The sequence below is a fragment of the Paenibacillus sp. OAE614 genome, from assembly GCF_040546645.1.
Taxonomy (GTDB): domain Bacteria; phylum Bacillota; class Bacilli; order Paenibacillales; family Paenibacillaceae; genus Paenibacillus_AQ; species Paenibacillus_AQ favisporus.
Genome location: NZ_JBEPOD010000001.1, coordinates 5,728,809 through 5,748,222 on the forward strand (window position 1 = coordinate 5,728,809; position 19,414 = coordinate 5,748,222).

At 51.4% G+C, this 19,414-nt stretch carries 20 protein-coding genes and 1 pseudogene; 9 read left to right on the forward strand and 12 right to left on the reverse strand.

Annotation, left to right across the window (positions count from 1 at the left end):
* Positions 1–24 precede the first annotated feature (24 nt).
* Complete coding sequence (locus ABIE48_RS26305; protein WP_192717218.1) at positions 25–1,263, reverse strand: YbfB/YjiJ family MFS transporter; 1,239 nt, start codon at positions 1,261–1,263, stop codon at positions 25–27.
* 118 nt (positions 1,264–1,381) lie between these two features.
* Between ABIE48_RS26305 and ABIE48_RS26310 the strand changes: the two genes are divergently transcribed.
* Positions 1,382–2,254 carry a LysR family transcriptional regulator gene (locus tag ABIE48_RS26310; protein ID WP_192717062.1) on the forward strand — a complete coding sequence of 291 codons (873 nt, stop codon included), beginning with the start codon at positions 1,382–1,384 and terminating at the stop codon, positions 2,252–2,254.
* A 77-nt stretch (positions 2,255–2,331) separates the two neighbouring features.
* Here the strand turns inward: ABIE48_RS26310 and ABIE48_RS26315 are convergent, their stop codons facing one another.
* On the reverse strand, positions 2,332–3,087 hold the full coding sequence (locus tag ABIE48_RS26315) for a hypothetical protein (RefSeq protein ID WP_192717063.1): 756 nt from the start codon (positions 3,085–3,087) through the stop codon (positions 2,332–2,334).
* Between the two features lie 195 nt (positions 3,088–3,282).
* Here ABIE48_RS26315 and ABIE48_RS26320 point away from each other — a divergent pair.
* A pseudogene (locus ABIE48_RS26320) lies at positions 3,283–3,642 on the forward strand (SDR family NAD(P)-dependent oxidoreductase); the annotation flags it as partial.
* Between the two features lie 147 nt (positions 3,643–3,789).
* Here the strand turns inward: ABIE48_RS26320 and ABIE48_RS26325 are convergent.
* Positions 3,790–4,581, reverse strand: coding sequence for an AraC family transcriptional regulator (locus ABIE48_RS26325; protein WP_192717065.1), 792 nt, complete (start codon positions 4,579–4,581; stop codon positions 3,790–3,792).
* 102 nt (positions 4,582–4,683) lie between these two features.
* On the opposite strand from ABIE48_RS26325, the gene ABIE48_RS26330 reads away from it, so the two are divergent.
* Positions 4,684–5,133, forward strand: a complete 450-nt coding sequence (locus ABIE48_RS26330; protein WP_145141074.1) for an SRPBCC domain-containing protein — start codon at positions 4,684–4,686, stop codon at positions 5,131–5,133.
* Positions 5,134–5,218: 85 nt separating this feature from the next.
* Here ABIE48_RS26330 and ABIE48_RS26335 read toward each other — a convergent pair whose 3' ends face one another.
* The gene (locus ABIE48_RS26335) at positions 5,219–5,647 is read right to left on the reverse strand and encodes a MarR family winged helix-turn-helix transcriptional regulator (protein WP_089548784.1); all 429 of its coding nucleotides are present in this window, start codon (positions 5,645–5,647) and stop codon (positions 5,219–5,221) included.
* A gap of 162 nt (positions 5,648–5,809) precedes the next feature.
* Between ABIE48_RS26335 and ABIE48_RS26340 the strand changes: the two genes are divergently transcribed.
* Positions 5,810–7,105, forward strand: a complete 1,296-nt coding sequence (locus ABIE48_RS26340; RefSeq protein ID WP_192717066.1) for an amidohydrolase family protein — start codon at positions 5,810–5,812, stop codon at positions 7,103–7,105.
* 118 nt (positions 7,106–7,223) lie between these two features.
* Here the strand turns inward: ABIE48_RS26340 and ABIE48_RS26345 are convergent, their stop codons facing one another.
* Positions 7,224–7,691, reverse strand: coding sequence for a nuclear transport factor 2 family protein (locus tag ABIE48_RS26345; protein ID WP_192717067.1), 468 nt, complete (start codon positions 7,689–7,691; stop codon positions 7,224–7,226).
* A 143-nt stretch (positions 7,692–7,834) separates the two neighbouring features.
* Between ABIE48_RS26345 and ABIE48_RS26350 the strand changes: the two genes are divergently transcribed.
* The gene (locus ABIE48_RS26350; protein ID WP_192717068.1) at positions 7,835–8,449 is read left to right on the forward strand and encodes a TetR/AcrR family transcriptional regulator; all 615 of its coding nucleotides are present in this window, start codon (positions 7,835–7,837) and stop codon (positions 8,447–8,449) included.
* Between the two features lie 19 nt (positions 8,450–8,468).
* Here the strand turns inward: ABIE48_RS26350 and ABIE48_RS26355 are convergent, their stop codons facing one another.
* The 6 genes from ABIE48_RS26355 to ABIE48_RS26380 form a co-directional block, all read right to left on the reverse strand.
* Positions 8,469–9,893: a hypothetical protein gene (locus ABIE48_RS26355; RefSeq protein WP_192717069.1), complete on the reverse strand. Its 1,425-nt coding sequence runs from the start codon at positions 9,891–9,893 to the stop codon at positions 8,469–8,471.
* A 118-nt stretch (positions 9,894–10,011) separates the two neighbouring features.
* Positions 10,012–11,181: an MFS transporter gene (locus ABIE48_RS26360; protein ID WP_192717070.1), complete on the reverse strand. Its 1,170-nt coding sequence runs from the start codon at positions 11,179–11,181 to the stop codon at positions 10,012–10,014.
* Positions 11,182–11,409: 228 nt separating this feature from the next.
* Positions 11,410–11,688 (reverse strand): ArsR/SmtB family transcription factor, encoded by a 279-nt coding sequence (locus tag ABIE48_RS26365; RefSeq protein ID WP_076173865.1) that lies wholly within the window; start codon positions 11,686–11,688, stop codon positions 11,410–11,412.
* 270 nt (positions 11,689–11,958) lie between these two features.
* Complete coding sequence (locus ABIE48_RS26370; protein WP_192717071.1) at positions 11,959–12,501, reverse strand: DinB family protein; 543 nt, start codon at positions 12,499–12,501, stop codon at positions 11,959–11,961.
* Between the two features lie 66 nt (positions 12,502–12,567).
* Complete coding sequence (locus ABIE48_RS26375) at positions 12,568–13,515, reverse strand: helix-turn-helix transcriptional regulator (protein ID WP_192717072.1); 948 nt, start codon at positions 13,513–13,515, stop codon at positions 12,568–12,570.
* Between the two features lie 43 nt (positions 13,516–13,558).
* Positions 13,559–14,173, reverse strand: coding sequence for a TetR/AcrR family transcriptional regulator (locus ABIE48_RS26380; protein WP_192717073.1), 615 nt, complete (start codon positions 14,171–14,173; stop codon positions 13,559–13,561).
* Between the two features lie 136 nt (positions 14,174–14,309).
* Here ABIE48_RS26380 and ABIE48_RS26385 point away from each other — a divergent pair, with 136 nt between their 5' ends.
* Positions 14,310–15,506 carry an MFS transporter gene (locus ABIE48_RS26385; RefSeq protein ID WP_192717219.1) on the forward strand — a complete coding sequence of 399 codons (1,197 nt, stop codon included), beginning with the start codon at positions 14,310–14,312 and terminating at the stop codon, positions 15,504–15,506.
* Between the two features lie 40 nt (positions 15,507–15,546).
* Positions 15,547–16,506: an aldo/keto reductase gene (locus ABIE48_RS26390; protein ID WP_192717074.1), complete on the forward strand. Its 960-nt coding sequence runs from the start codon at positions 15,547–15,549 to the stop codon at positions 16,504–16,506.
* Positions 16,507–16,614: 108 nt separating this feature from the next.
* Here ABIE48_RS26390 and ABIE48_RS26395 read toward each other — a convergent pair whose 3' ends face one another.
* Positions 16,615–17,271 (reverse strand): SDR family NAD(P)-dependent oxidoreductase, encoded by a 657-nt coding sequence (locus ABIE48_RS26395; RefSeq protein WP_192717075.1) that lies wholly within the window; start codon positions 17,269–17,271, stop codon positions 16,615–16,617.
* 229 nt (positions 17,272–17,500) lie between these two features.
* Here ABIE48_RS26395 and ABIE48_RS26400 point away from each other — a divergent pair, with 229 nt between their 5' ends.
* Positions 17,501–18,355 carry a helix-turn-helix transcriptional regulator gene (locus ABIE48_RS26400; protein WP_192717220.1) on the forward strand — a complete coding sequence of 285 codons (855 nt, stop codon included), beginning with the start codon at positions 17,501–17,503 and terminating at the stop codon, positions 18,353–18,355.
* A 149-nt stretch (positions 18,356–18,504) separates the two neighbouring features.
* Positions 18,505–19,377, forward strand: a complete 873-nt coding sequence (locus tag ABIE48_RS26405; protein WP_192717076.1) for an SDR family oxidoreductase — start codon at positions 18,505–18,507, stop codon at positions 19,375–19,377.
* Positions 19,378–19,414 lie beyond the last annotated feature (37 nt).

Consider the following 19,414-nt stretch of genomic DNA (forward strand, 5'->3'; position numbering starts at 1 on the left):
ACTGTTCCCTCCTATTTATACGATTCAAGCGCCAAGATGCAGGTCGCGTGTTATCGTTTTTCGCTGCTTCTGTCCATACAAGCCCGCCAACCCGGCGGATATTCCCATAAAGATCGCGCCTGACGCCGCGCCGAATTGCAAACCGTACTGCTGCACTCCTACCCCGCCGACGATGGGTCCTATCATTTGTCCTGCCGCGAAAAAGGCGGTAGCGATGCTGAGGCAGGCTGCATAGGCACGATGTGGAACGTGGCGCCGAAGCAGCGAAGTCGTCATCAGCGGCGGAGTAATAAAAGAAACAAGTCCGATCATCACTGCTCCTAGTGCGGTAAAGAACAAATTCCCGGTCGTTATGCCGAGCACCCCGACGGTTCCCAAGGACAGCCCCGCCGCCAGCGTATACCCGCTCGGCCACCGGTCGATAGCCCTGCCGCCGACCCAGCCGTTAAACATGCCCGCCAAGCCGATACCGGACCAGATTAATCCGGCGAAGAGGGCCGGTATGCCCCTGCTTACCAGATAAGGGATCAGATACGTGAAATAAATAATGTATCCCGCACCAAAGAAAAAATAAGAACCGATTAAAAACAAGAGCTTCTCGGGGCTGAATAGAAGCCGGAATATTGTGACGCGTTGTTGATCCGGATTTTTCACTTCTGCCTGGGACGATGAATTTCCCTGTCTCCGCTTGCTCGTGACCACCGCAAAACCGAACGCCCCCGCGATGCCAAATACGCCCATGGCTGCCCAAGCATACCTCCACCCCTGCAAATGTGACGGGTCAATCGTAAAGGGTGCGGATAAACCCGTGAGCAGAATGCCGGCGGAGCCGCCCAGCCAAATCAAGCCCGAAGCCGATCCCTGCTCAGCCGGCCGAACGGCGTCCATTGCAATAGACAAGACCAGCACCGTGGCGAGAGCTGATAGACATCCTATGGCAAAACGCCATAAACCGAGTTGGGCCAAATGATCACTGAATGCCGAGCCGATCATGGCCAACCCGAGCAAAAAGCATGTCGTTCGATTGATGGCATGCTTCCGGTCCGGAAACCGCGAGATCAATGGAGGCAGGCACAAGGTCCCCGCCAAGTAACCGATAAAATTGACCGTCCCCAACATACCCAATTGACTGTAGCTCCCCCCGATTTCCCGCTGAATTCCCGGCAGAAACATGCCGTAAGAGAGCCGGGAAAAACCGAGGATCACGACAAATAACAGCGATGCCCACAAAGTGATCCCGTTCCATGCCGATTTTTGGTCCATCATTTGATTTTCCTTCCATTGATTGGTTTGAAATTAGTTTAAAAGAGCGCGATTATTTTGTAAAATTGAATTATATGAATGAATTGTTTAATTATCTTAAACTGAGGAGGGGACGAAGATGGATTTGCGAGCCTTAAAAACGTTCGAAGCGTGCGTACGTCTCGGCCACTTCCAGAGAGCTGCCGAGGAGCTCCAATATGCACCTTCTACGGTAACCCTTCAGATCCAGCGTTTGGAGGCTGATCTGGGTGTTTCTTTATTTATTCGGGATGGCAAACGTGTGATCGTCTCCGAGGCTGGCCGATGGCTTCATCAAGAAGCCGGGACTTTGCTGAAGTCCGTCCAATCCATAAGGCAGACCGTTTCCGAAATCGCTTCGGGAGAAGGCGGGACCGTTCGTTTCGCCGCGATCGAACCCATCGCAAGCCAAAGATTGGCGGCGGTCGTGGCCGATTTTTGCAGGCTGTATCCGAAAGTGCAGTTAACGATGGAAGTGAGCGGCAGCCAGCCGATTGCGGACAGGGTTCGGTCCGGCGAACTGGACTTTGGGATATGCTCGGTTCCCTCGGCGAAATTCATGCTGGATTTTGAACCGCTGTTCGAGGATCAACTCGGGGTGATGATGCATGTGGATCATCCGCTTGCCAAACGGGATGAGATTGCGGTAAGCGACCTCGCGGGACATACGGTTCTGGTTAAAGAACCGACTTGTATCTATCGGAAGCTTTGGGAGAGGGCGGTGAGCCAAACGGAACCCCATCCTTTCTCTTGTATGGAGGTAGGAAGTTTCTTTGTCATTCAGCAAATGCTTAAGGAAGCATCCAGCGTGGGGGTCGTTCCGATGTACAGCGGACTCGAACTGGAGGGTTCTTTGGTCATCCGTCCATTTTCCGACATCCACCCTATCGTTCCGCTAGGCATCGTTTATAAAGATAAACACCTCTTGGGCAAAGCGACGCTATTATTAATGGATGCGTTCAGGGCAATTTAATAGCTGCACTATAGAAATAACCTTTATGTAAAGTACGACGCCAAGAAGAAGCTGACCAATTGGGGCCAGCTTCTTCTTTATTGATCAGAGGTAATTTGTATTTGATCTGCAGCAAACTCATTTAGGGCTTGATCATATTTATACGTTACATGAACAGTGCATACGTAGTCTGGAAGCACGCCATCAATGGGTCTAACAGATCCGACTATATCAACTGTCAGTTTCTGATCCTTCACATTGTTTAGAATTACATTACCAAAGCAAAGTTTGTTTTCATATTGACCATCTGAATTATGCATTAACGCTAACTCACTGACTTTTTTACTGAATTTGTATTCTTTCCCTTGAGCCTTAGCCTTCACTAGCAGTTCATCGCCCTTTTGGCTAACTTCGGTTTCTAAATCCGCAAAAATCTCCTCCATACGTTGTATCTTTATTTCCGCAAGGTTTTTCCCGTTTAAAATATGGGCTTCATTCGTATCTAATTCAGTACCATATCCCGTTATCAGAATGATGACCGCTTCTTCTTTACCATCACCTGTCAGATCAACATAAGACACCTGTGGATTAGAAACACCTTTAAGTATTTTCCAATCGAATTTCTTTTGGCTGCCGTTAACGTCTACAATGACTCCATCTTTTGTTTCAAAAAGCTTTACCTCTCCATTTTCAGAAGCGCTGAGCAGCTTAGATGGCCCTTGCTCTTTGTCCATCGAAGGAGTAGCGGACTGTTTGACGCCTTGTGAACCGCTCGCCGGCTTGTCCGAAGCGCATCCTGAAAACACAAAAGCAGCAGACAAAAACCATGCAACAAATCCTATTCCCTTTTTCAATCCTAAAGCCCCTTTCCGGTCGTCTACGAATCATGTTAACAGAGCAAACCAAAAACTGATTTACTAAATTTTAATAATTAGTCATGACTTTCCAGCCCTGCGGACGCCCTAAACTTGCCTGCCCCAATAAACTTTGACACTATTTAGATGTATAAATATTAATGTTCTAAACAAAAAGGCGGGTGTTCATTTCATATGGCAAGAGTAGAAGGAAAAGTTGCCCTTGTAACGGGAGGTGCTTCAGGAATTGGGTTGTCCTCCGCAAGACTGTTGGCTAAAGAGGGAGCCAAAGTGGTGATTGCGGATTTTAATGCGGAAGGAGCGCAGCAGGCAGCTGCTGAGATCAACGCACAAGGCGGAGAAGCCTACGGCCTGTTCCTCGATGCAGGCGACGAGAGCTCGATCCGGGAAGCTGTCGAGTTTACCGTCAAGCACTTTGGCACATTTACGGTGCTGTTCAATAATGTAGGCTTAACCAATCTTCAGAAGGATTTGGATGTTGTGAACATGGATCTGATGGAGTGGGACCGAGCATTCCCGATTTTGCTGACTTCATGCAATAAAATTCCAAGCCACCGAAGCGCATACTTTCATATATCTACAAAAACGCCGGTCAAGACAACGTCTTGCCGGCCCTTTACGTTTGCAGGCTGAACAACCTGTTCAATGATATTTCAAAATCTTTAAATAAAATAGACTACCTTAATCCCCCCGCCGGTAGGCATGAGGAGACGCCCCTACGATCGCCTTAAAATCTTTGCTGAAATGCGCTTGGTCAAAATAACCGAGCTCCAAGGCTACCGTCGTGATATCAGCTCCATTTTCAATCGCGTCGCTGGCCTCGTGCATGCGGTATCTCTGAATGACCCATTTGGGGCTTACGCCTAAGTACTGTCTAAACAAGCGCTGCAGCGTGCGTTTGGATGCGTTGAACCGGTTCACCAACAAATCTACGCTGGTCAAAGAACGATCCTCCATGATCGCCCTGACGATCTTGTTCAGCTCGTCCACTTTGTCATCCGGCTCCGGAATGTTACCGGACAGCAGTCCTTCAATAAAGGCAACCTTCTCTTCCAGACGGTTCGATGCAAATATCCTCTTCTCTGCAGCTTCCGCATCAAACGGAAAATACCTGGAGATACCCATTTTACGGTCCACCAGCTCCGACATAGGCTCTGACGTATAACCGTAAAAGGCCCCTGGCCGATAAAGAATTCCTACAATCATCCCCTTTCCCTGCAGCGTATAAGCGGCTTTCCTGCTTTCGATTCCGCAGACGTACGAACTTCCTTGTTCAAACACGATGTTGACCCCGGGATGCTGCAATACCTCCTGCGTATACGGCGGCTGCCCCTCTAAATTCCATTCGACGAACCAGTAATGCTGGATCAAATGCCGAAGCTGTTCTGATGGCAGATGACGTGTAATTCTGACGTTCGTTTGTGCCGAGTCAAAATGCAATATCCCTCGGTTAGGGTTCACCTGATGGCGCATCGAATTCCCCCTAATGGCGCGTTTTTACAAGAAACCTGAAGGACGGAAATGGTACGTTACATGTATACAACGTAAATATTTTTGTTTCAAGGAGGATTCGACATGCAGTTAGAGTACACCTTCTACATTGGAGCCAGCCCCGAAGAGGTTTGGGACGTGCTGTTCAACCCTGAGAAATCGTCCCGCGCATTTATGGGAGGCGTCATTCAATCGAATCTGCAGGCAGGCGACCCGATCCGGTTCGTCGGCCCTGGGCCTGACGGGGAAAACACGGTGCACATTTACGGAGAAATTTTGGCCTATGAAAAATACCGGGTACTCAGCTACACCGACCATCCCGGTCCCTCCCACTTCGCCGAACACGAGACGATGCAGAGCCGGGTGACGATTCGGTTAGAGCCGGTGGGATCGTGCACCAAGCTGCACCTCATCAATGATCAATGGACCGACAGCAACCCTTTGTTCCTGAAAACCGAGAAGTTCTGGTGGATGATTCTAAGCAACATCAAGTCCATCGCCGAGACGGGCAGCTCCCTCGATTTCGGTTTTTAAACGCGCATCCAGCACCAAAAGACGATCGCCCTTTAAATGGGATGATCGTCTTTTTTGGGCTGTCCGATTGGTTCTCGCAAACGGATTATAAGCGTTCATTAATTTTGACCAGCAGTCCCTTTAACAGCTGCTTCTCCTCTTCGGTCAGGGTCTGAACGATTTCGTCCTCCACCTTCTGAAAGGATTCGTTAAAGGCATCAATCAATTCAACGGCCTTTGGTAAAACATAGATGTTCTTCTGCCGTTCATTATTGGCCGGAATTTTCCGCTCAATATATCCTTTTTTCTCGAGGCCTTGGAGCATGCTTGTTATGCTGGCCCCCTGCAAATGAAACCGATCGGCTAAATCCCTTTGGATGATATCTTTATCCTGGTTTTTATGAATATAATCAAGGACTTTGCCTTGCTGCGCGTTTAATCCCAGCTCTTTAATGCTTTCATCCGCCTTTTTCTTCAACTTCAGGCCGATAATCTGAAACAAGTCCAGGTAGAGTGTATCCTTGCGAGGTTTCATGATCGTTCCTCCTCAAAATATTAGGAGACTAATTTTTAACATTTAAACTATACGGGGATTCCGGAAGCTTGTCAATTTAAATGTTAGTTTATTGACTATTAGAAAACTAATTGTTATACTTCGAATTGTTATCAAGCACATATCCAAGGAGGAATAACGAAAATGAAGAATACGCTGGACAAGGTTACGGCCATTATAAATGCACAGATTTTCGACGGGGAACAAGTAATTGAGGCAAGAAATGTGCTCATTCAAGGGGAGACCATCATTGCCGTGGGCACTGACGTTCCGGAGGATGCAGTCATCGTGGATGCGAACCATGCGACATTATTGCCGGGCTTGATAGATGCCCATGTTCACACTTCCATTGGAGGACTACGGGATGCTGTAAAATTCGGTGTGACAACCGAACTCGAAATGAACGGAGATTTTACGGAAAGAGGACGGGCGATTCAGCTGAAAAATGTAGAAGGCGCAGCCGATGTCCGTTCCGCCGGAACCGCGATCACCGCTCCGGGCGGTCATCCGGATGAATTGCTGCCTGATGGGGACGAGATCCCCGAGTTCGTGTTAAAGGAATTGGAGAAGTTATCGAAGGAAGACCGGGAAGCGATGCTGGCGGCTTACGCCCACGATCACGAAGAAGTGCCCCAGGTGACGACGGTGGAAGAAGCGATCAAACACGTGCATACGCAGGTGGAGAATGGAGCGGACTATATTAAAATCATGATTGAAGAAGGCACGGTCATGGGTGCCCCCGGCCTGCCTGTCCTGAGCGACGAAATTCTTAAAGCTGCCGTGGAAGAGGCCCACAAGTTTGATAAAATCGTCATCGCCCACGTCCTGACGGCTCGTTCTTCGCAGACCGCCATCGCTCTCGGAGTGGACGGATTGGGCCACCTGTTTATCGACAGACCTGAACTCACGCCCGATCTGGTCCAATCTATCGCCGATTCTGGCGCGTTTGTGACGCCGTGCCTCGTATTGAACTCGTCCATCCTTGGAAATCCGGCATCCGATTTGGCCAATGATCCGCGGGTGCATTCCAAATTAAGCCCGGAATGGATCGATATTCTGAACTCCAGCTTCAATACGTTCCCGCAAGGCGATATGGAGAACAGCTTTAAGAACGTGATGGATCTTCATCGGGCCGGCGTCGACATTCTGGTTGGAACGGATGTCTCCCCTGTTCCCGTTCCAAATCTCGGCGGCCTTGCGCACGGTGCCAGCGTCCATCATGAAATGCAGCTGCTCGTTCAAGCCGGGTTCACTCCGATCGAAGCGCTTCAGTCCGCCACCTCGAAACCGGCCCGCCGCTTCGGGCTTCACGATCGCGGACGGATAGCCGCAGGTTCGCGCGCAGACCTTATTCTGGTGAATGGCGACCCGACAAGTCATATCTCGGATACGTTGTCGATCGAAGCCGTGTGGCTCAAAGGCGTGCAGCAGCAAAGTTAACAAGGAGAAAAATTCATTAACTAAACTTTCTGCAAAATAGAAGCTTTTCCCTACCGGGAAAAGCTTCTCTGCCTAAATGAAGGTACTAGGCCTGTTGCTGGGTTGCACAGCTTAGTGCTCAATTCGATGGCGTCTGGTCCGTAAGCGCCTGGAATAACTGTGGCAGTCTGTCAAACGCCTCCGCCCCGTCGATCGGGTTGGAGTAGTCGCGTGAGGATAAGATCTGTCCGTCTCTAACCCTGACCACCATAATATACGAAAAGGTGAATGAGCGGCCGGTCTCTGTCACATGACCGTGAACATTCCATTCGGCAACAACGACTTCCGGATCCCGGGTCTCGTGCAGGGCGAGTAACTCAGCCTTATCGCACCGTCTCATTCCGGCGACGCTCTTAAATCGTTCGCGGAGTACCTCCCTTCCTTCCGTCCGTTTAGGAACCCCAGGTGGAGCGAACGGGATTTCGATAACCACGTCAGGAGCATATAGATCTGCAAGTTCATCCCATGCATTGTCAGCTGTAGCCCGTATAAAACATTCAATGATTTCGCGCGGACTGGCGCCGGCTGATTGTGTCCGTTCTGTCAAGCTGATCACCTCGCTTCATGAATTAGGAATCACTGATCTTAACCGGAGAATATTCTCCGGTTATTATTATACGGAGAGCATTCTCCGTTTGTCAACGATACGTTCATTGTGTAATATGGATTCAAGCGAGGTGTTATCCTAAGATGTCAGAACATAACATACCGGCTGATCACGGTGGGGATACCGACTCCAACGGTGCCATGTCTTCTTCCAAAGCACTGCGTGCCGACGCCAAACGAAATCGGAATAAACTGCTCGATGTTGCGCACAGACTCTTTACTACTGAGGGCATCACCGTCTCGATGGATGAAATTGCCCGACATGCCGGGGTTGGCGTAGGCACCGCCTATCGGCATTTCCCGACCAAGGAGGAATTGTTTGGAGCGGTGATGGTCAGCTACAAGGCGCGTCTTGTTGAGGAAGCAAAAAAATGGCTCCGCCACGAGGATCCGGGCGAAGCCTTCTTCAGCTATTTTAGAATCGTGATCCGTGAAGCCATAGCCAACAAAGCGATAACCGACGCCCTTGTGGGCAGCGGTTTGGACAAGGACGCCGCGCTCAAGGAAGTTGCGGGAGACTTCTGGAGCGAGCTCGGCAAGCTGCTAGCCCGGGCCCAGCAAAACGGATCCGTCCGGCCTGATGCCAGCGTTGGGGACATCCGGGCCCTGCTTGTCGGTATCCTGCAAGCGCACTGCGGGAGTGCTCCATATCCCGAGCGCATCGTGTCGATTATATGTGACGGTCTACGGGGCAAATAGGCACCCCCGACCGATGAACTTACAACACTAAAAACTGCGTCCCAAAGCCCTTACCGGAAACATAGGCTTTTTCCAGTTCTTCTGGATCTCCGTTGTCTAATATAACCACATTTTCGGGATACAGCTTACCAAGCAATGCCCACCGAACAAGCTCGTTTCTATCGGTTGGAATGAAGTGGATTCCGTCTGTATTTGTCACCAATCCGGAAAGCGCAAGGATGTCCGCTGCCGAATGCAGGCTGACAGAGGTACGCTTCACAATAGCGACATCGGCGTTGTCGTTTCCTTCGGGCCGGTACATAAAGCGATGCCCTCTAAAGAGCTGACCGAGATCCACCGAAAATTCACGTCCGTCCACTTCCAAGCTCAATCGCAGGGTCATTCGATCAGAAGCTGTAATCGGCAGTAAACGCGCGACGTTCGGACCAGCGAACTCCCCTAAGGAGACAGGAAGCGTATCTTTATTCCCTGGTGTACCGCTTCCCGCCTCGGTGCGCGGTGCCGCATAATAATCGTCATATTCGTAATCGAACGAGATCGCAGCCATATCCTGCGTTCCTTCTGCCAGTATCGTTCGTACCGGATGCCATTTCAGCAGGTACCGCGCCGCCGTACCGGCCGGCTCTCCCAGCCCGGCAGGCAATACGGTGCCTAGACGATATTGGAATCCGTAACCGGCTGTGGACAGACCCGAGCTGACCACACTTTGCGCATACTGGACAATCGATTTGTGTGTCAACTTTTTCCCAAGCAGCTGAGTTAAAAAGACCTCCCGGGCTGGTTCCAGAAAACGGAGCCCTTTAAACTCCGTATGTTCCTTCACTTCAAACGGAACCTGCTCCCAATTGGCAAACGGAAGCAAGGCATCCCGCAGCAAAACCATTTGGTGCAGGTATTCATTATAGATCTGCATGATTCTTGGGCCGCCAAAGGGTCCCCAAACCTGTGCAACAGCGTCAGGGATCAGGGCATGACCATAGCAGTGGCTTCTAAATTCCAGCTCTCCAAGCGTTTCCGGCCCATACTCCGCGAGGGTTTTCTTCCCGGAATTAATCTCCCGCGCCCAGCTTACCAGCTGCTCGCCGATACGTACTGCTTGGGCCGTAAGCTCGGTGCCGGCTTTATCCTCTAAAGCCAGGGGACCGAGCGGCAGAGATGACACGCGTCCGGAAATCGCCAAGTTCGCCTGAAGGCTGTCCAGCAGCACCGTCGGATCGCTGTTTACCGGTTCGCCCAGCTGAATCAGCATCGCCTCAAGCAGTTGATCGAGCTCCATGACGACCTCTTTTGCCCGATATACACCAGCAGGCAAATTCCAATCCAAGGCGCTGCCCGCCCCTTGCCGGATCGAGTCATTCGAAGATTTTCCAATTCGCGGATCCACATCGATTGCCTGTCCCCATACGATACGGTTATCTTTCAAAGTAAGTTGATATTCAGACATATTTTCACACCTCATTTTAAAGTTTTGGTTGTATACGACAGCAAAATGTTCTGTTCAAATGATTCCTGCAGCATGTTTTAAGGTCAGGCATCCCCCCTTTCGCGGTGAGTTTCTGGGGTTAGTTGCTCAATACCGATTCTTTTCTGCTTTTGAGCGAAAAAGAGTACAGCGCAGTGATCACGCTAAGCAGAATGCTTACCGCTCCTACCCATCCCAGCTGCATCAGAGACGTCTGATTGGCCACCCATCCGCCTACCCCGGCGCCTATCGCCATTCCAAGCTGCAGCATGGAACTGTTCAGTCCCAGCGCAAGACCCGAAGTCTTCGGGGAAAGAGAGATGAGGTAATACTGCTGAGCGGGAGTCGTCATCCAAGCCGCTCCGAACCAGACCGCCAGAATGATCAGCGCGCTCACTATCGTGGCTGCGGCAAGCGGAAGTACGGCCAGTGCGGCTGCATGAAGAAGCAGGCTGACAAGCAGCGTTTTGCCAATTCCCCACTTATCCGCGCCGTACCCGCCAAGGCGTGATCCCATGACAGCGAACAGGCCGCATACGAAGAGCGCCGTGCTGATCATCGTCGTATTCATGCCCACGGCTGTCTCAAGAAAAGGCGCAATGTATGTAAACATCAACTGATACCCGGCAATCCAGAAAAAAGTGATCATCAAGCCGCTGACCATTCGGCGATCCTTCAGCGCAAGCAGCTGGTCCCGAATCGAAGTCGGCTTCTGTTCTTGTACCTTCGGCATCCACGCGGCGATTCCGATCATGGCAAGCACACTCAATGCCGCAATGAGCATAAACACCGGCCGCCATCCCCAATATTCGCAGATGATGGTTCCGAGCGGAGTGCCTGCAACCAAGGCTGTACTAAATCCCATATAAATGATGCCGATGGCATTCCCTTGCTTTTGGGGCTCCACCAGGCTGGAGCCGACCATGAGGGCCACCACCGTAAATACGCCTTGACTGGCTGCCAAAATCATTCTGGAAATCATCAGGACGGTAAAATTCGGACTAAAGAAGGCGACCAAATTACCAATGACAAACAAAGTAAAGGTCAGCAGCAGCAGCCTTTTTCTCTTCATTTTGCCGGTAAGCGATACAAGGATCGGGGTTCCGATCGCAAATACAACCGCATACAGCGTAACTAATTGCCCGGCTGTGCCTACGGATACGGTCAAATCATTCGAGATCATCCCCAAAATCCCCATGACGACCATTTCAGCCGTCCCCATGACAAAAGCGCCGAAAGCAAGCAGATAAACGAGTCCCATTTTATTCATTGCATCCTCTCCTTTTAGGTTATTAACATGAATTACTTGATGTTTTTATACTTATCGAAATATTGATCATAAAAATACATACATGTTAAACCACATCCTTCTTGTATTCTTATATATTTAAAACTATCAATCTATTGGTCGAAAAAGAAGCTGCCGCTAATGACAGCACACTCATTTGGATCTTATCTTAATATATTTAAATTTATCGAAATATAGGGCCAAAAAAAATTAATCTGGCTGAAGCACGACATGACGATCTAATGTATCCTGATTGACCCGATAAAAATGATAAGTCCCTTCCTTGCGCGCCAGCCTCAACACCCCGCACTCCACCAGCTGTTTCAGATGATGCGACAGGGTGGAACCTTTATAATTCAGCTGCTCCTCAATCTGGCTGCAGCTTAATTCATCATGCTTGCATAAGAGTTTGACGATATTTAATCGGGTCGGCTCCCCGAGTGCTTTGTATATTTTTACAGCTTCCTGATGTGACTGCTCCTTGTTCATGGGGTTGCCCTCCTTCCATAGGTTTATAATTCTATATTTATCGATATATTAAGCAATGAAATTTTATTTGTCAACAGCAATCTGGAATAACTATGATTCCTTCTGAACCAAATCCCTTTCCCTAGAGCAAATGCCCCGCTGGCTGTGGTGTTTTTAAATGGAGCGACCGTTAAGTAAAAAACAGCCGCAGCCGAGGAAGATGAAAGCCTTGGACTGCGGCTGTATTTTCTGCTTTTGGGGCCTCAGAATACAGGAGGCAACGCTAACGGGCTAAACCAGGCTTAACTCGCCTTTCAACCGATCCAGCTGCATAAAATGGTGCCGGTAATGCATTTCAACCAGCAAAAACCATTCCGTGGCGGTTAAAGGACCAAAACGCGGATGCAGGATCTTAGATTGCTCAGACGCTCCGGCCAAAGCAGGCTCCGTCCGCTTCATCCGTTCCACTACGCTCCAGAGCCCTTCGATAATCTGCTCCTTGCTCTCCGGCTGCTGCGGGGTGTACTGCGGTGAAGCCGGTACCCGGACGCGGACCGGCGGAAAGCTCCCCAGCTCGTATACCTTCCTGCCAATCTCCGTCTTGTCCTCACCGGTGGCGAGTGCCACCCCGTTGCCGGCCAGACAGCTATCGACATGCCGCAGGTGCATGAACTGCGCCGTTTGAATCAAATGTATATACATCTGCCCAATCGACCATTCTTCCTCGTTCGTTTTTATCAGCAACTGCTCCATATCAAAGTTCTCCAGTTCAATCAAATACCGTTCTACCGACGTCTCCAAATCCTGCAATGCGTTCGCTGTGCTTTTCAACATGGGAACAACTCCTCTTTATTTATGGATTTTCTCCCATTATAAAAAACCGCTCCTGACAGCAGCGTGTCAGTAGCGGTTTAATATGTTTTCGGCCTCGGTCTGAATTTGGCGGCGGAAGGATTCCGGCTCCAGCACGACAACCGCCCCGCCCCAGCCAAGGATATAGGGGAGCAGCTCCTCCGGCTGACGCACACGAAAGGTGACCCGCAGACCGTCCTCCCGTTCTTCCGTCTCTTCCATATAAAAATGGGTGGTCTCGGCGATTTTGTCGGCAATATCCGGATTCGCCCGAACCACCACCCGTACGTTGCGGTCGTCGGGCGGCTGGTAACGATTCAAATCGAATCCGGCCGGCATGGCAAAGCCCTCCTCGAGCACAGCAAGCTCCGTCATCCGCGACAATCGGAAATGGCGGATATCCTGCCGCAGGTCGCAGTGCGCGACCAATGTCCAATTCCCCTGAACGAGCGTCAGTCCGTATGGAGCCGCCTCCCTTATATTCATCCGGCTCCCGTCCGTTTCCGGGTATTTTTTTAAATACGCAAACCTGATTTTGCGGCGCTCCAGAATCGCACGCCGAATTTGTCCGAGATAGTCCCTTTCCTTCCGGCTGGTTATCGGCTCGCCGGCTTGGAGAAGGCGCATCGTTTCCCGCACTCGCATAGACTCAGCGCGTACCGGCTCCGGCAGAACCGCTTCAATTTTGCGTTTGGCCGCCTCCGCCACCGGGCTGTAGTCCGCATCCAGCCTTTGCTCGATAAAGTCCGAGCCCATCAGCAGGGCCACGGCCTCTTCCGCCGTGAAGCTGACCGGAGGCAGGAAATAGCCCTCCATCAGGGAATATCCCTGCCCGGGAGCCCCGGCGATTGGAACCCCCGCTTCGCTTAGTGCCTGAATATCGCGGTAGATCGTCCGGACGCTCGTTTCGAACCGGGCCGCCAAATCCTCTGCTCTGACCAGCTTGTTTCGCTGCAGCTCCAGCGTAATGGCGAGCTGCCGTTCCGTTTTGTTCATGTTCTCTCCCCCGCTGCTTTCATCAGACGATTTGTATTCCTTGTCATCCGTTTTTTCGAGACAGGGCATCCCAAATGCTCATCAACTGAGTGATGGCTGCATCAATTTGTTTGAACGGGATACCGTCTCTCGCCTGCGTCGATATGCCAAGGAGAAAGGTGTTGAACAAAGTCACCAGCATGGGAACATCGACTGTATCGGGCAGCTCACCATTGGCAACTGCCCGTTCGATACAGTCCTTAATCCCGTCCCGGTTTTTTTCCCGCTCCTTGGCCAGCATTTCTTGGATATGCTGGTTCTCGGGCGAACAGCTTATACCGGATAACACCACCAAACAGCCCAGTGGATGAGAGCCTTCGGTCTGCATTCGCGCCGAGCGGCGCAGCCCTTGTTCGATGGCAGCCTTCGGTGCCAATCGCTGATCATGAAAGCTCTCCATCACCCGGCCGTAAGTAGCTTTATACCGGTCCACCGTCTCGCGAAACAGCGCCTCTTTCGATTCAAACGCCGCATAAAAGCTAGCTGCGGATATATGCCCCATCTCCGCGCGCAATTGGGCCAGCGAAGTGGATTCAAAGCCGTGCTCCCAGAACAGAAACATCGCGGCAAGTACAGCCTCGTCCCGATTAAACGCACGGGGGCGTCCTGTCCGTGGCATACGATTACCCCCTTCATGAATTTTATACTAATCGATCCAGAAGTTCTTGACAAGTCAGCCGGGCTGAACTTAGTATATGGAATGATCGATCCAGAAATTATGTTACCATTCGAAGGAGGTCACTCACTTGTCCCATATGTCATCTTCCACGGAAGTGGTCCAGCCGGCTTCCGTCCCAACCAGGCTTCCCTGGCTGGCGCTGCTGGCGCTTGCCATGACCGGATTTATCTGTATTCTCACGGAAACCATTCCGGCCGGGCTGCTGCCGCACATCGTGGAAGGGCTGAATATTTCCAAAGGAATGGCGGGTCAGCTCGTCACCCTGTATGCCATCGGCTCGCTTGTTGCAGCCATTCCGTTTGCCATGTTTACCGCCGGGATGAGGCGGCGTCCGCTGCTGCTCGCCATTATTGCCGGATTTTTGGTATTCAACACCATTACCGCTATTTCGAGCAGTTATGCCCTGACACTTGTAGCCCGTTTTTTTGCCGGTGTGGCCGCCGGTGCGGCGTGGGGCATGATCGCCGGGTACGCGCGGCGGATGGTACCGGATGCCTTAAAAGGCCGCGCCTTGGCAGTCGCCATGGTAGGAACGCCGATTGCTCTTACCTTCGGCGTACCGGCCGGAACCCTGCTCGGCGACCTGATCGGCTGGCGGGCCGTATTTGGGCTTATGTCCCTTCTGACCCTTGTTCTCATGGTTTGGGTGCTGTGGAAAGTGCCGGATTATCCCGGGCAGCCCGCAGACGAGCGCATGACGATTGGTCAAGTGTTTGTATTGCCCGGCATCCGCCCCATTCTTATGGTGGTACTCACCTGGATGTTGGCCCATAATATCCTATATACGTATATTGCGCCGTTTCTCGAGCGTTCCGGGCTGGGAAGCCGCGTAGATCTGATCCTTCTGGTCTTTGGTCTCGCGGCGATTGTGTCCATCTGGATTGTAGGTTTGCTCATCGACCGCAAGCTGCGCCTGTTGACGCTGCTCAGTCTGCTTGGTTTTGCGCTGGTTTCGGCCGCATTATGGGTTGGCGGCACATCGGTACCGGTCGTCTATGCCGCCGTCGCTTTGTGGGGACTTACCTTCGGCGGAGCAGCTACGCTGCTGCAAACCGCCCAAGCGAATGCAAGCGGCGAAGAAGGCGTGGACATCGTGATGCCCATCAATACGACCGTATGGAATCTGGCCATCGCCGGCGGGGGCATCGTCGGCGGAGCCTTGCTGGAGCTCATCGGCGTCCAGTCGTTCCCGGCCGTGCTGCTGATTCTGCTGCTGATCGCTTGGATCATCGCCTTGAGCGCGAAGCAGCATGGATTTCCCGGAAAAAGATAGCCGTCTTTGTTCTATCCCACTGTTAAAGGAGAAATATACGATGAAAACTTTTCAGTTAAAAAACATAACGATCCCGGCTGTAGCCCTCGGTACCTGGTCCTGGGGGAACGGCGCCAACGGAGGAGATGCGGTTTTCGGGAATGACCTGACTGCCAAGGATCTGAAGCCCGTATTTGATGCGGCGATGGATGCCGGATTAAATCTATGGGACACGGCCGCAGTTTACGGCATGGGCGCTTCGGAGACGATTTTGGGCCAGTTCATCCGCGGGAGAGATGACGTCCTGATTTCAACGAAATTCACGCCCCGCGGCGAGCAGACGGACGAGGCTGTTGAAGAATTTCTCGCCGGGAGCTTGCAGCGGCTTGAAAGGGATCATGCCGACATTTATTGGATCCACAATCCGAATGACGTCCAGCGGTGGACCTCTAAGCTGATCCCGTTGATGAAGAGCGGACAAGTTAAATACGCCGGGGTCTCCAATCATAATTTGGAGGAAATCAAGCTCGCCGCGGACATTTTAGCTCAAGAGGGGCTTCAGCTCTCAGCCGTTCAAAACCATTACAGTCTGCTCTACCGTTCCTCGGAAGAAGCCGGCATTATTGAATACTGCAATGCCAATGATTTGATCTTCTTCTCCTATATGGTGCTGGAGCAAGGGGCGTTAACCGGGAAATATAATACAAAACATCCTTTTAAAGCAGGGACCCGCCGAGGAGACGCCTTTGATGAGAAGGTACTTGCCGAGCTGGAAGATCTGATCGGGGTAATGAGAGAAATCAGCCTCCGTCACCATGTTGAACCTGCTGAAATCGCCATTGCCTGGGCGATCGCCAAAGGAACGGTGCCGATTATCGGCGTGACGAAACCGTCCCATATCGCCAGCGCCGTGTCGGCTATGGACGTCCAATTATCGGATGCTGAAATCGAAGAATTGGAACGGGCCGCCAAGTCAACCGGCGTGGAAATTCGAGGTGCATGGGAAAAGAGCATGATCTAAAGCGTGGTCTATACTTGCATTATTGAGGTGAAAAAAAGGACAGCTGCGAGCGCTCTGCAGCTGTCCTTTTTTATGTACCAATCCTGGCCCATGAATAGGCGTCAATGATCATTCCTTAAATAAATATTCCTTCTGGTTTCTATTGTTATACATTTCCCAATACACATCGGCGATCCGGTCCGGATCGTAAAAAGTCCCTTTCTGAACGTGATCGGCGATAAGAACCTGGCCCACATAAATTCCATGGGGCCCCAGCGTCTCGGCCAGGGAAAGCGCAAGTGAGCGGACCGCGGCTTTGCCAATGGATAAAGAAGCATACAGTGGATTCGGGTTCAACGCAATACCGCCCCCTGTGAAAAAGAGCGTCCCCTGTTTCCGTTCGACCATGCCCGGAATGACTTGCTGCGCGCTGGTCAAAGCACCGACCGTATTTACTTTCAAATCATCGATCAGCTGCTGTTCCGTTAACGATAACGCATCTCCTGGCGCAATGTGCGCCGCATTATATACCAGAACATCGGTGATTCCATATAAGTTTTCGATCTGTGTAAAGGCTGTTTTGATGGAATCCGGATCTGAAGCATCTGCAGTTATTCCATATGATTCGATATGCACCTGACGAAGATCCTCCAAGCTGCGCTGCAGCGAAGTCTCGGTTCTCGATAGAAGAACCACCCGGAAGCCATTGCTCCCGAATTTGCGAGCTATACCCGCGCTTACGCCCGAACCGGCCCCTACAATTACCAATAGAGGTTTATGAGTCATCCTTACCACACCTTCTTTCAGATATTGGCTTCATTAGTTATCTTTATTTCTATATTTCTAATAATATAAATATAAAGATTCTTCGTCAAACACTTTACTTCCATTTGTTTCAATGCAGTTAAACCGTTCAGAAGCGGAAGATGGAAATCAACAGGTTGAAAGGATTACAATGTTCTAAATGGCTGTTGTCGGCCTACATGGAAACGCAAGGATGGTGACGTACATGAAAATGAAAACAAATCGTTCTTCATCTCCATTGGGTGATTTCATCAAATCGCGCAGGGAACGGCTGCAGCCTTCTGAAGCGGGGATCCAGCCGCTGCCCGGAAGAAGGCGTACCCCAGGGCTTCGGCGGGAAGAGGTCTCATATCTTGCCAACATGAGCGTGACTTACTACACCTGGCTGGAGCAAGGCAGAGAAGCTAATCCTTCGCCGGAAGTGCTGTTAAATATCAGCCATGCGCTGCAGCTCGACGAAGACGAGCAGAAGCATCTGTTCGATTTGGCCCATGTGGACCCGGCAAGCGCCGGCGCCGTTTCGAACAGCGAGGAACCGGATCCCGGCGTGCTGCAGCAAATCGTCGATCAACTGTGGTACCCTTCTTTCATCACGGATGCGGGCACGGATGTGATCGCCTGGAACCGCGCCGCAGAACTGGTCATCGCCGACTTCGGCCGTATGCCGGAGAATGAAAGATATATGCTGAACATTATATTTTTCAAGGAGGATTACCGTAAACGGCTTGTGAACTGGGAAAGCTTCGCCCGCTACTCGGCGGCGGTGCTGCGGGCAGGCTTTGACCGAAGCCAAGACAACCCGTTGTATATGGAACGTTTCGAACGCTTGAGACGGGAAAGTGAGGAATTCGAGTACTACTGGAACCTCTACGAAATCAAGCAAAAGCGTGTAACCACCGCTTTGTTTCGTCTTCCGGACGGTCAGGAAATGGAGTTTATGCTCCATTCCGCGGCCGTCATTGACGGCGACCCGGACCTGCACTGGTGTTTCTTCGTACCGGTACCCGGTTCAGGCACGGAGGAGAGGTTAATGTCTCTGCTGGAACAAGAACGGCTGCCTCAATAGAGCAGAACCGATCTTGCCTGGATTGCAAGTGGACATTCAGATCATGATCGTAGACTGTTACTCCCGTTAATAGTATAAACATGCTGTGGCTAGTGCCCTTCCGCTACTCGTATGATACAGAGGAATACAGCGATTGGAGGGCATTTAGCATGCAAACATGGTTTATTACAGGAGCGTCAGGAGGCTTGGCTTCGCGCATCACCCGCCGGTTGCTTGAAAGAGGCGACCGTGTAGCCGTAACGGTGCGCAAGCCGGGCGTGCTGGACGATCTGAAAGCTCAATATGGTTCCCGATTATGGCAGGCTCATTTGGATCTGACGAACCCGCAGCAAATTGTTGAGGTGATCGAACGGGCATGGGAGGAACTCGGTACGATCGATGTGTTTGTCAATAACGCAGCCTATGGATTGTACGGTGCGGTGGAGGAAGCAAGCGACGGGCAGATCGAGCATCTGTTCAAGACCAACGTCCTTGGATCACTGCGCGCAGCGCGTGCCGTCCTGCCTTTTTTCCGCAAACAGGGCAGCGGGCACATCGTGCAGATATCGAGCATGGCGGGGCATTATTCCACGCCGGGAATGGGGCTGTATTGTTCTTCCAAATGGGCGGTCGAGGGCGCCTTTGAAGCGCTGGCCAAGGAAGCCGCGCCGTTCAATATTAAGACGACTATCGTGGAGCCGGGCGGAATCCGTACGAATTTCATTACGAGCAATGCGGTATTCGGAGAACGGATGGACGCATATCGGGACAAGGAGGCAGGCCAATTCGTCAGCCTGATGAAAGGGGAACTGCCGGGCATCGATATGAGCATGTTCAATCAAATGGTTGTCGGCGATCCCGATAAAATGGCGCAGCAGATCATCCGCCGCGTCGATCAGGGAGACGGTCCGATCCGGATGGCTCTGGGCAGCGATGCCTATGAGCAAATCCGGGAAGCTCTGCTGGACAGATTGGCCGCGCTTGACGCACAGAAAGATCTCGCTTATTCCACGGATGCGGATGATGTGGTACGGCAGGCATAACCATGAAAGCCACCCCATATCCTGGGGTGGCTTTCGT

What these genes read in the sequence shown, in the direction of transcription:
- ABIE48_RS26305 (WP_192717218.1), bottom strand. Translation starts at nt 1,263, where the DNA reads ATGGACCAAAAATCGGCATGGAACGGGATCACTTTGTGGGCATCGCTG.
- ABIE48_RS26310 (WP_192717062.1), top strand. Translation starts at nt 1,382, where the DNA reads ATGGATTTGCGAGCCTTAAAAACGTTCGAAGCGTGCGTACGTCTCGGC.
- ABIE48_RS26325 (WP_192717065.1), bottom strand. Translation starts at nt 4,581, where the DNA reads ATGCGCCATCAGGTGAACCCTAACCGAGGGATATTGCATTTTGACTCG.
- ABIE48_RS26330 (WP_145141074.1), top strand. Translation starts at nt 4,684, where the DNA reads ATGCAGTTAGAGTACACCTTCTACATTGGAGCCAGCCCCGAAGAGGTT.
- ABIE48_RS26335 (WP_089548784.1), bottom strand. Translation starts at nt 5,647, where the DNA reads ATGAAACCTCGCAAGGATACACTCTACCTGGACTTGTTTCAGATTATC.
- ABIE48_RS26340 (WP_192717066.1), top strand. Translation starts at nt 5,810, where the DNA reads ATGAAGAATACGCTGGACAAGGTTACGGCCATTATAAATGCACAGATT.
- ABIE48_RS26350 (WP_192717068.1), top strand. Translation starts at nt 7,835, where the DNA reads ATGTCAGAACATAACATACCGGCTGATCACGGTGGGGATACCGACTCC.
- ABIE48_RS26355 (WP_192717069.1), bottom strand. Translation starts at nt 9,893, where the DNA reads ATGTCTGAATATCAACTTACTTTGAAAGATAACCGTATCGTATGGGGA.
- ABIE48_RS26360 (WP_192717070.1), bottom strand. Translation starts at nt 11,181, where the DNA reads ATGAATAAAATGGGACTCGTTTATCTGCTTGCTTTCGGCGCTTTTGTC.
- ABIE48_RS26365 (WP_076173865.1), bottom strand. Translation starts at nt 11,688, where the DNA reads ATGAACAAGGAGCAGTCACATCAGGAAGCTGTAAAAATATACAAAGCA.
- ABIE48_RS26370 (WP_192717071.1), bottom strand. Translation starts at nt 12,501, where the DNA reads ATGTTGAAAAGCACAGCGAACGCATTGCAGGATTTGGAGACGTCGGTA.
- ABIE48_RS26375 (WP_192717072.1), bottom strand. Translation starts at nt 13,515, where the DNA reads ATGAACAAAACGGAACGGCAGCTCGCCATTACGCTGGAGCTGCAGCGA.
- ABIE48_RS26380 (WP_192717073.1), bottom strand. Translation starts at nt 14,173, where the DNA reads ATGCCACGGACAGGACGCCCCCGTGCGTTTAATCGGGACGAGGCTGTA.
- ABIE48_RS26385 (WP_192717219.1), top strand. Translation starts at nt 14,310, where the DNA reads ATGTCATCTTCCACGGAAGTGGTCCAGCCGGCTTCCGTCCCAACCAGG.
- ABIE48_RS26390 (WP_192717074.1), top strand. Translation starts at nt 15,547, where the DNA reads ATGAAAACTTTTCAGTTAAAAAACATAACGATCCCGGCTGTAGCCCTC.
- ABIE48_RS26395 (WP_192717075.1), bottom strand. Translation starts at nt 17,271, where the DNA reads ATGACTCATAAACCTCTATTGGTAATTGTAGGGGCCGGTTCGGGCGTA.
- ABIE48_RS26400 (WP_192717220.1), top strand. Translation starts at nt 17,501, where the DNA reads ATGAAAACAAATCGTTCTTCATCTCCATTGGGTGATTTCATCAAATCG.
- ABIE48_RS26405 (WP_192717076.1), top strand. Translation starts at nt 18,505, where the DNA reads ATGCAAACATGGTTTATTACAGGAGCGTCAGGAGGCTTGGCTTCGCGC.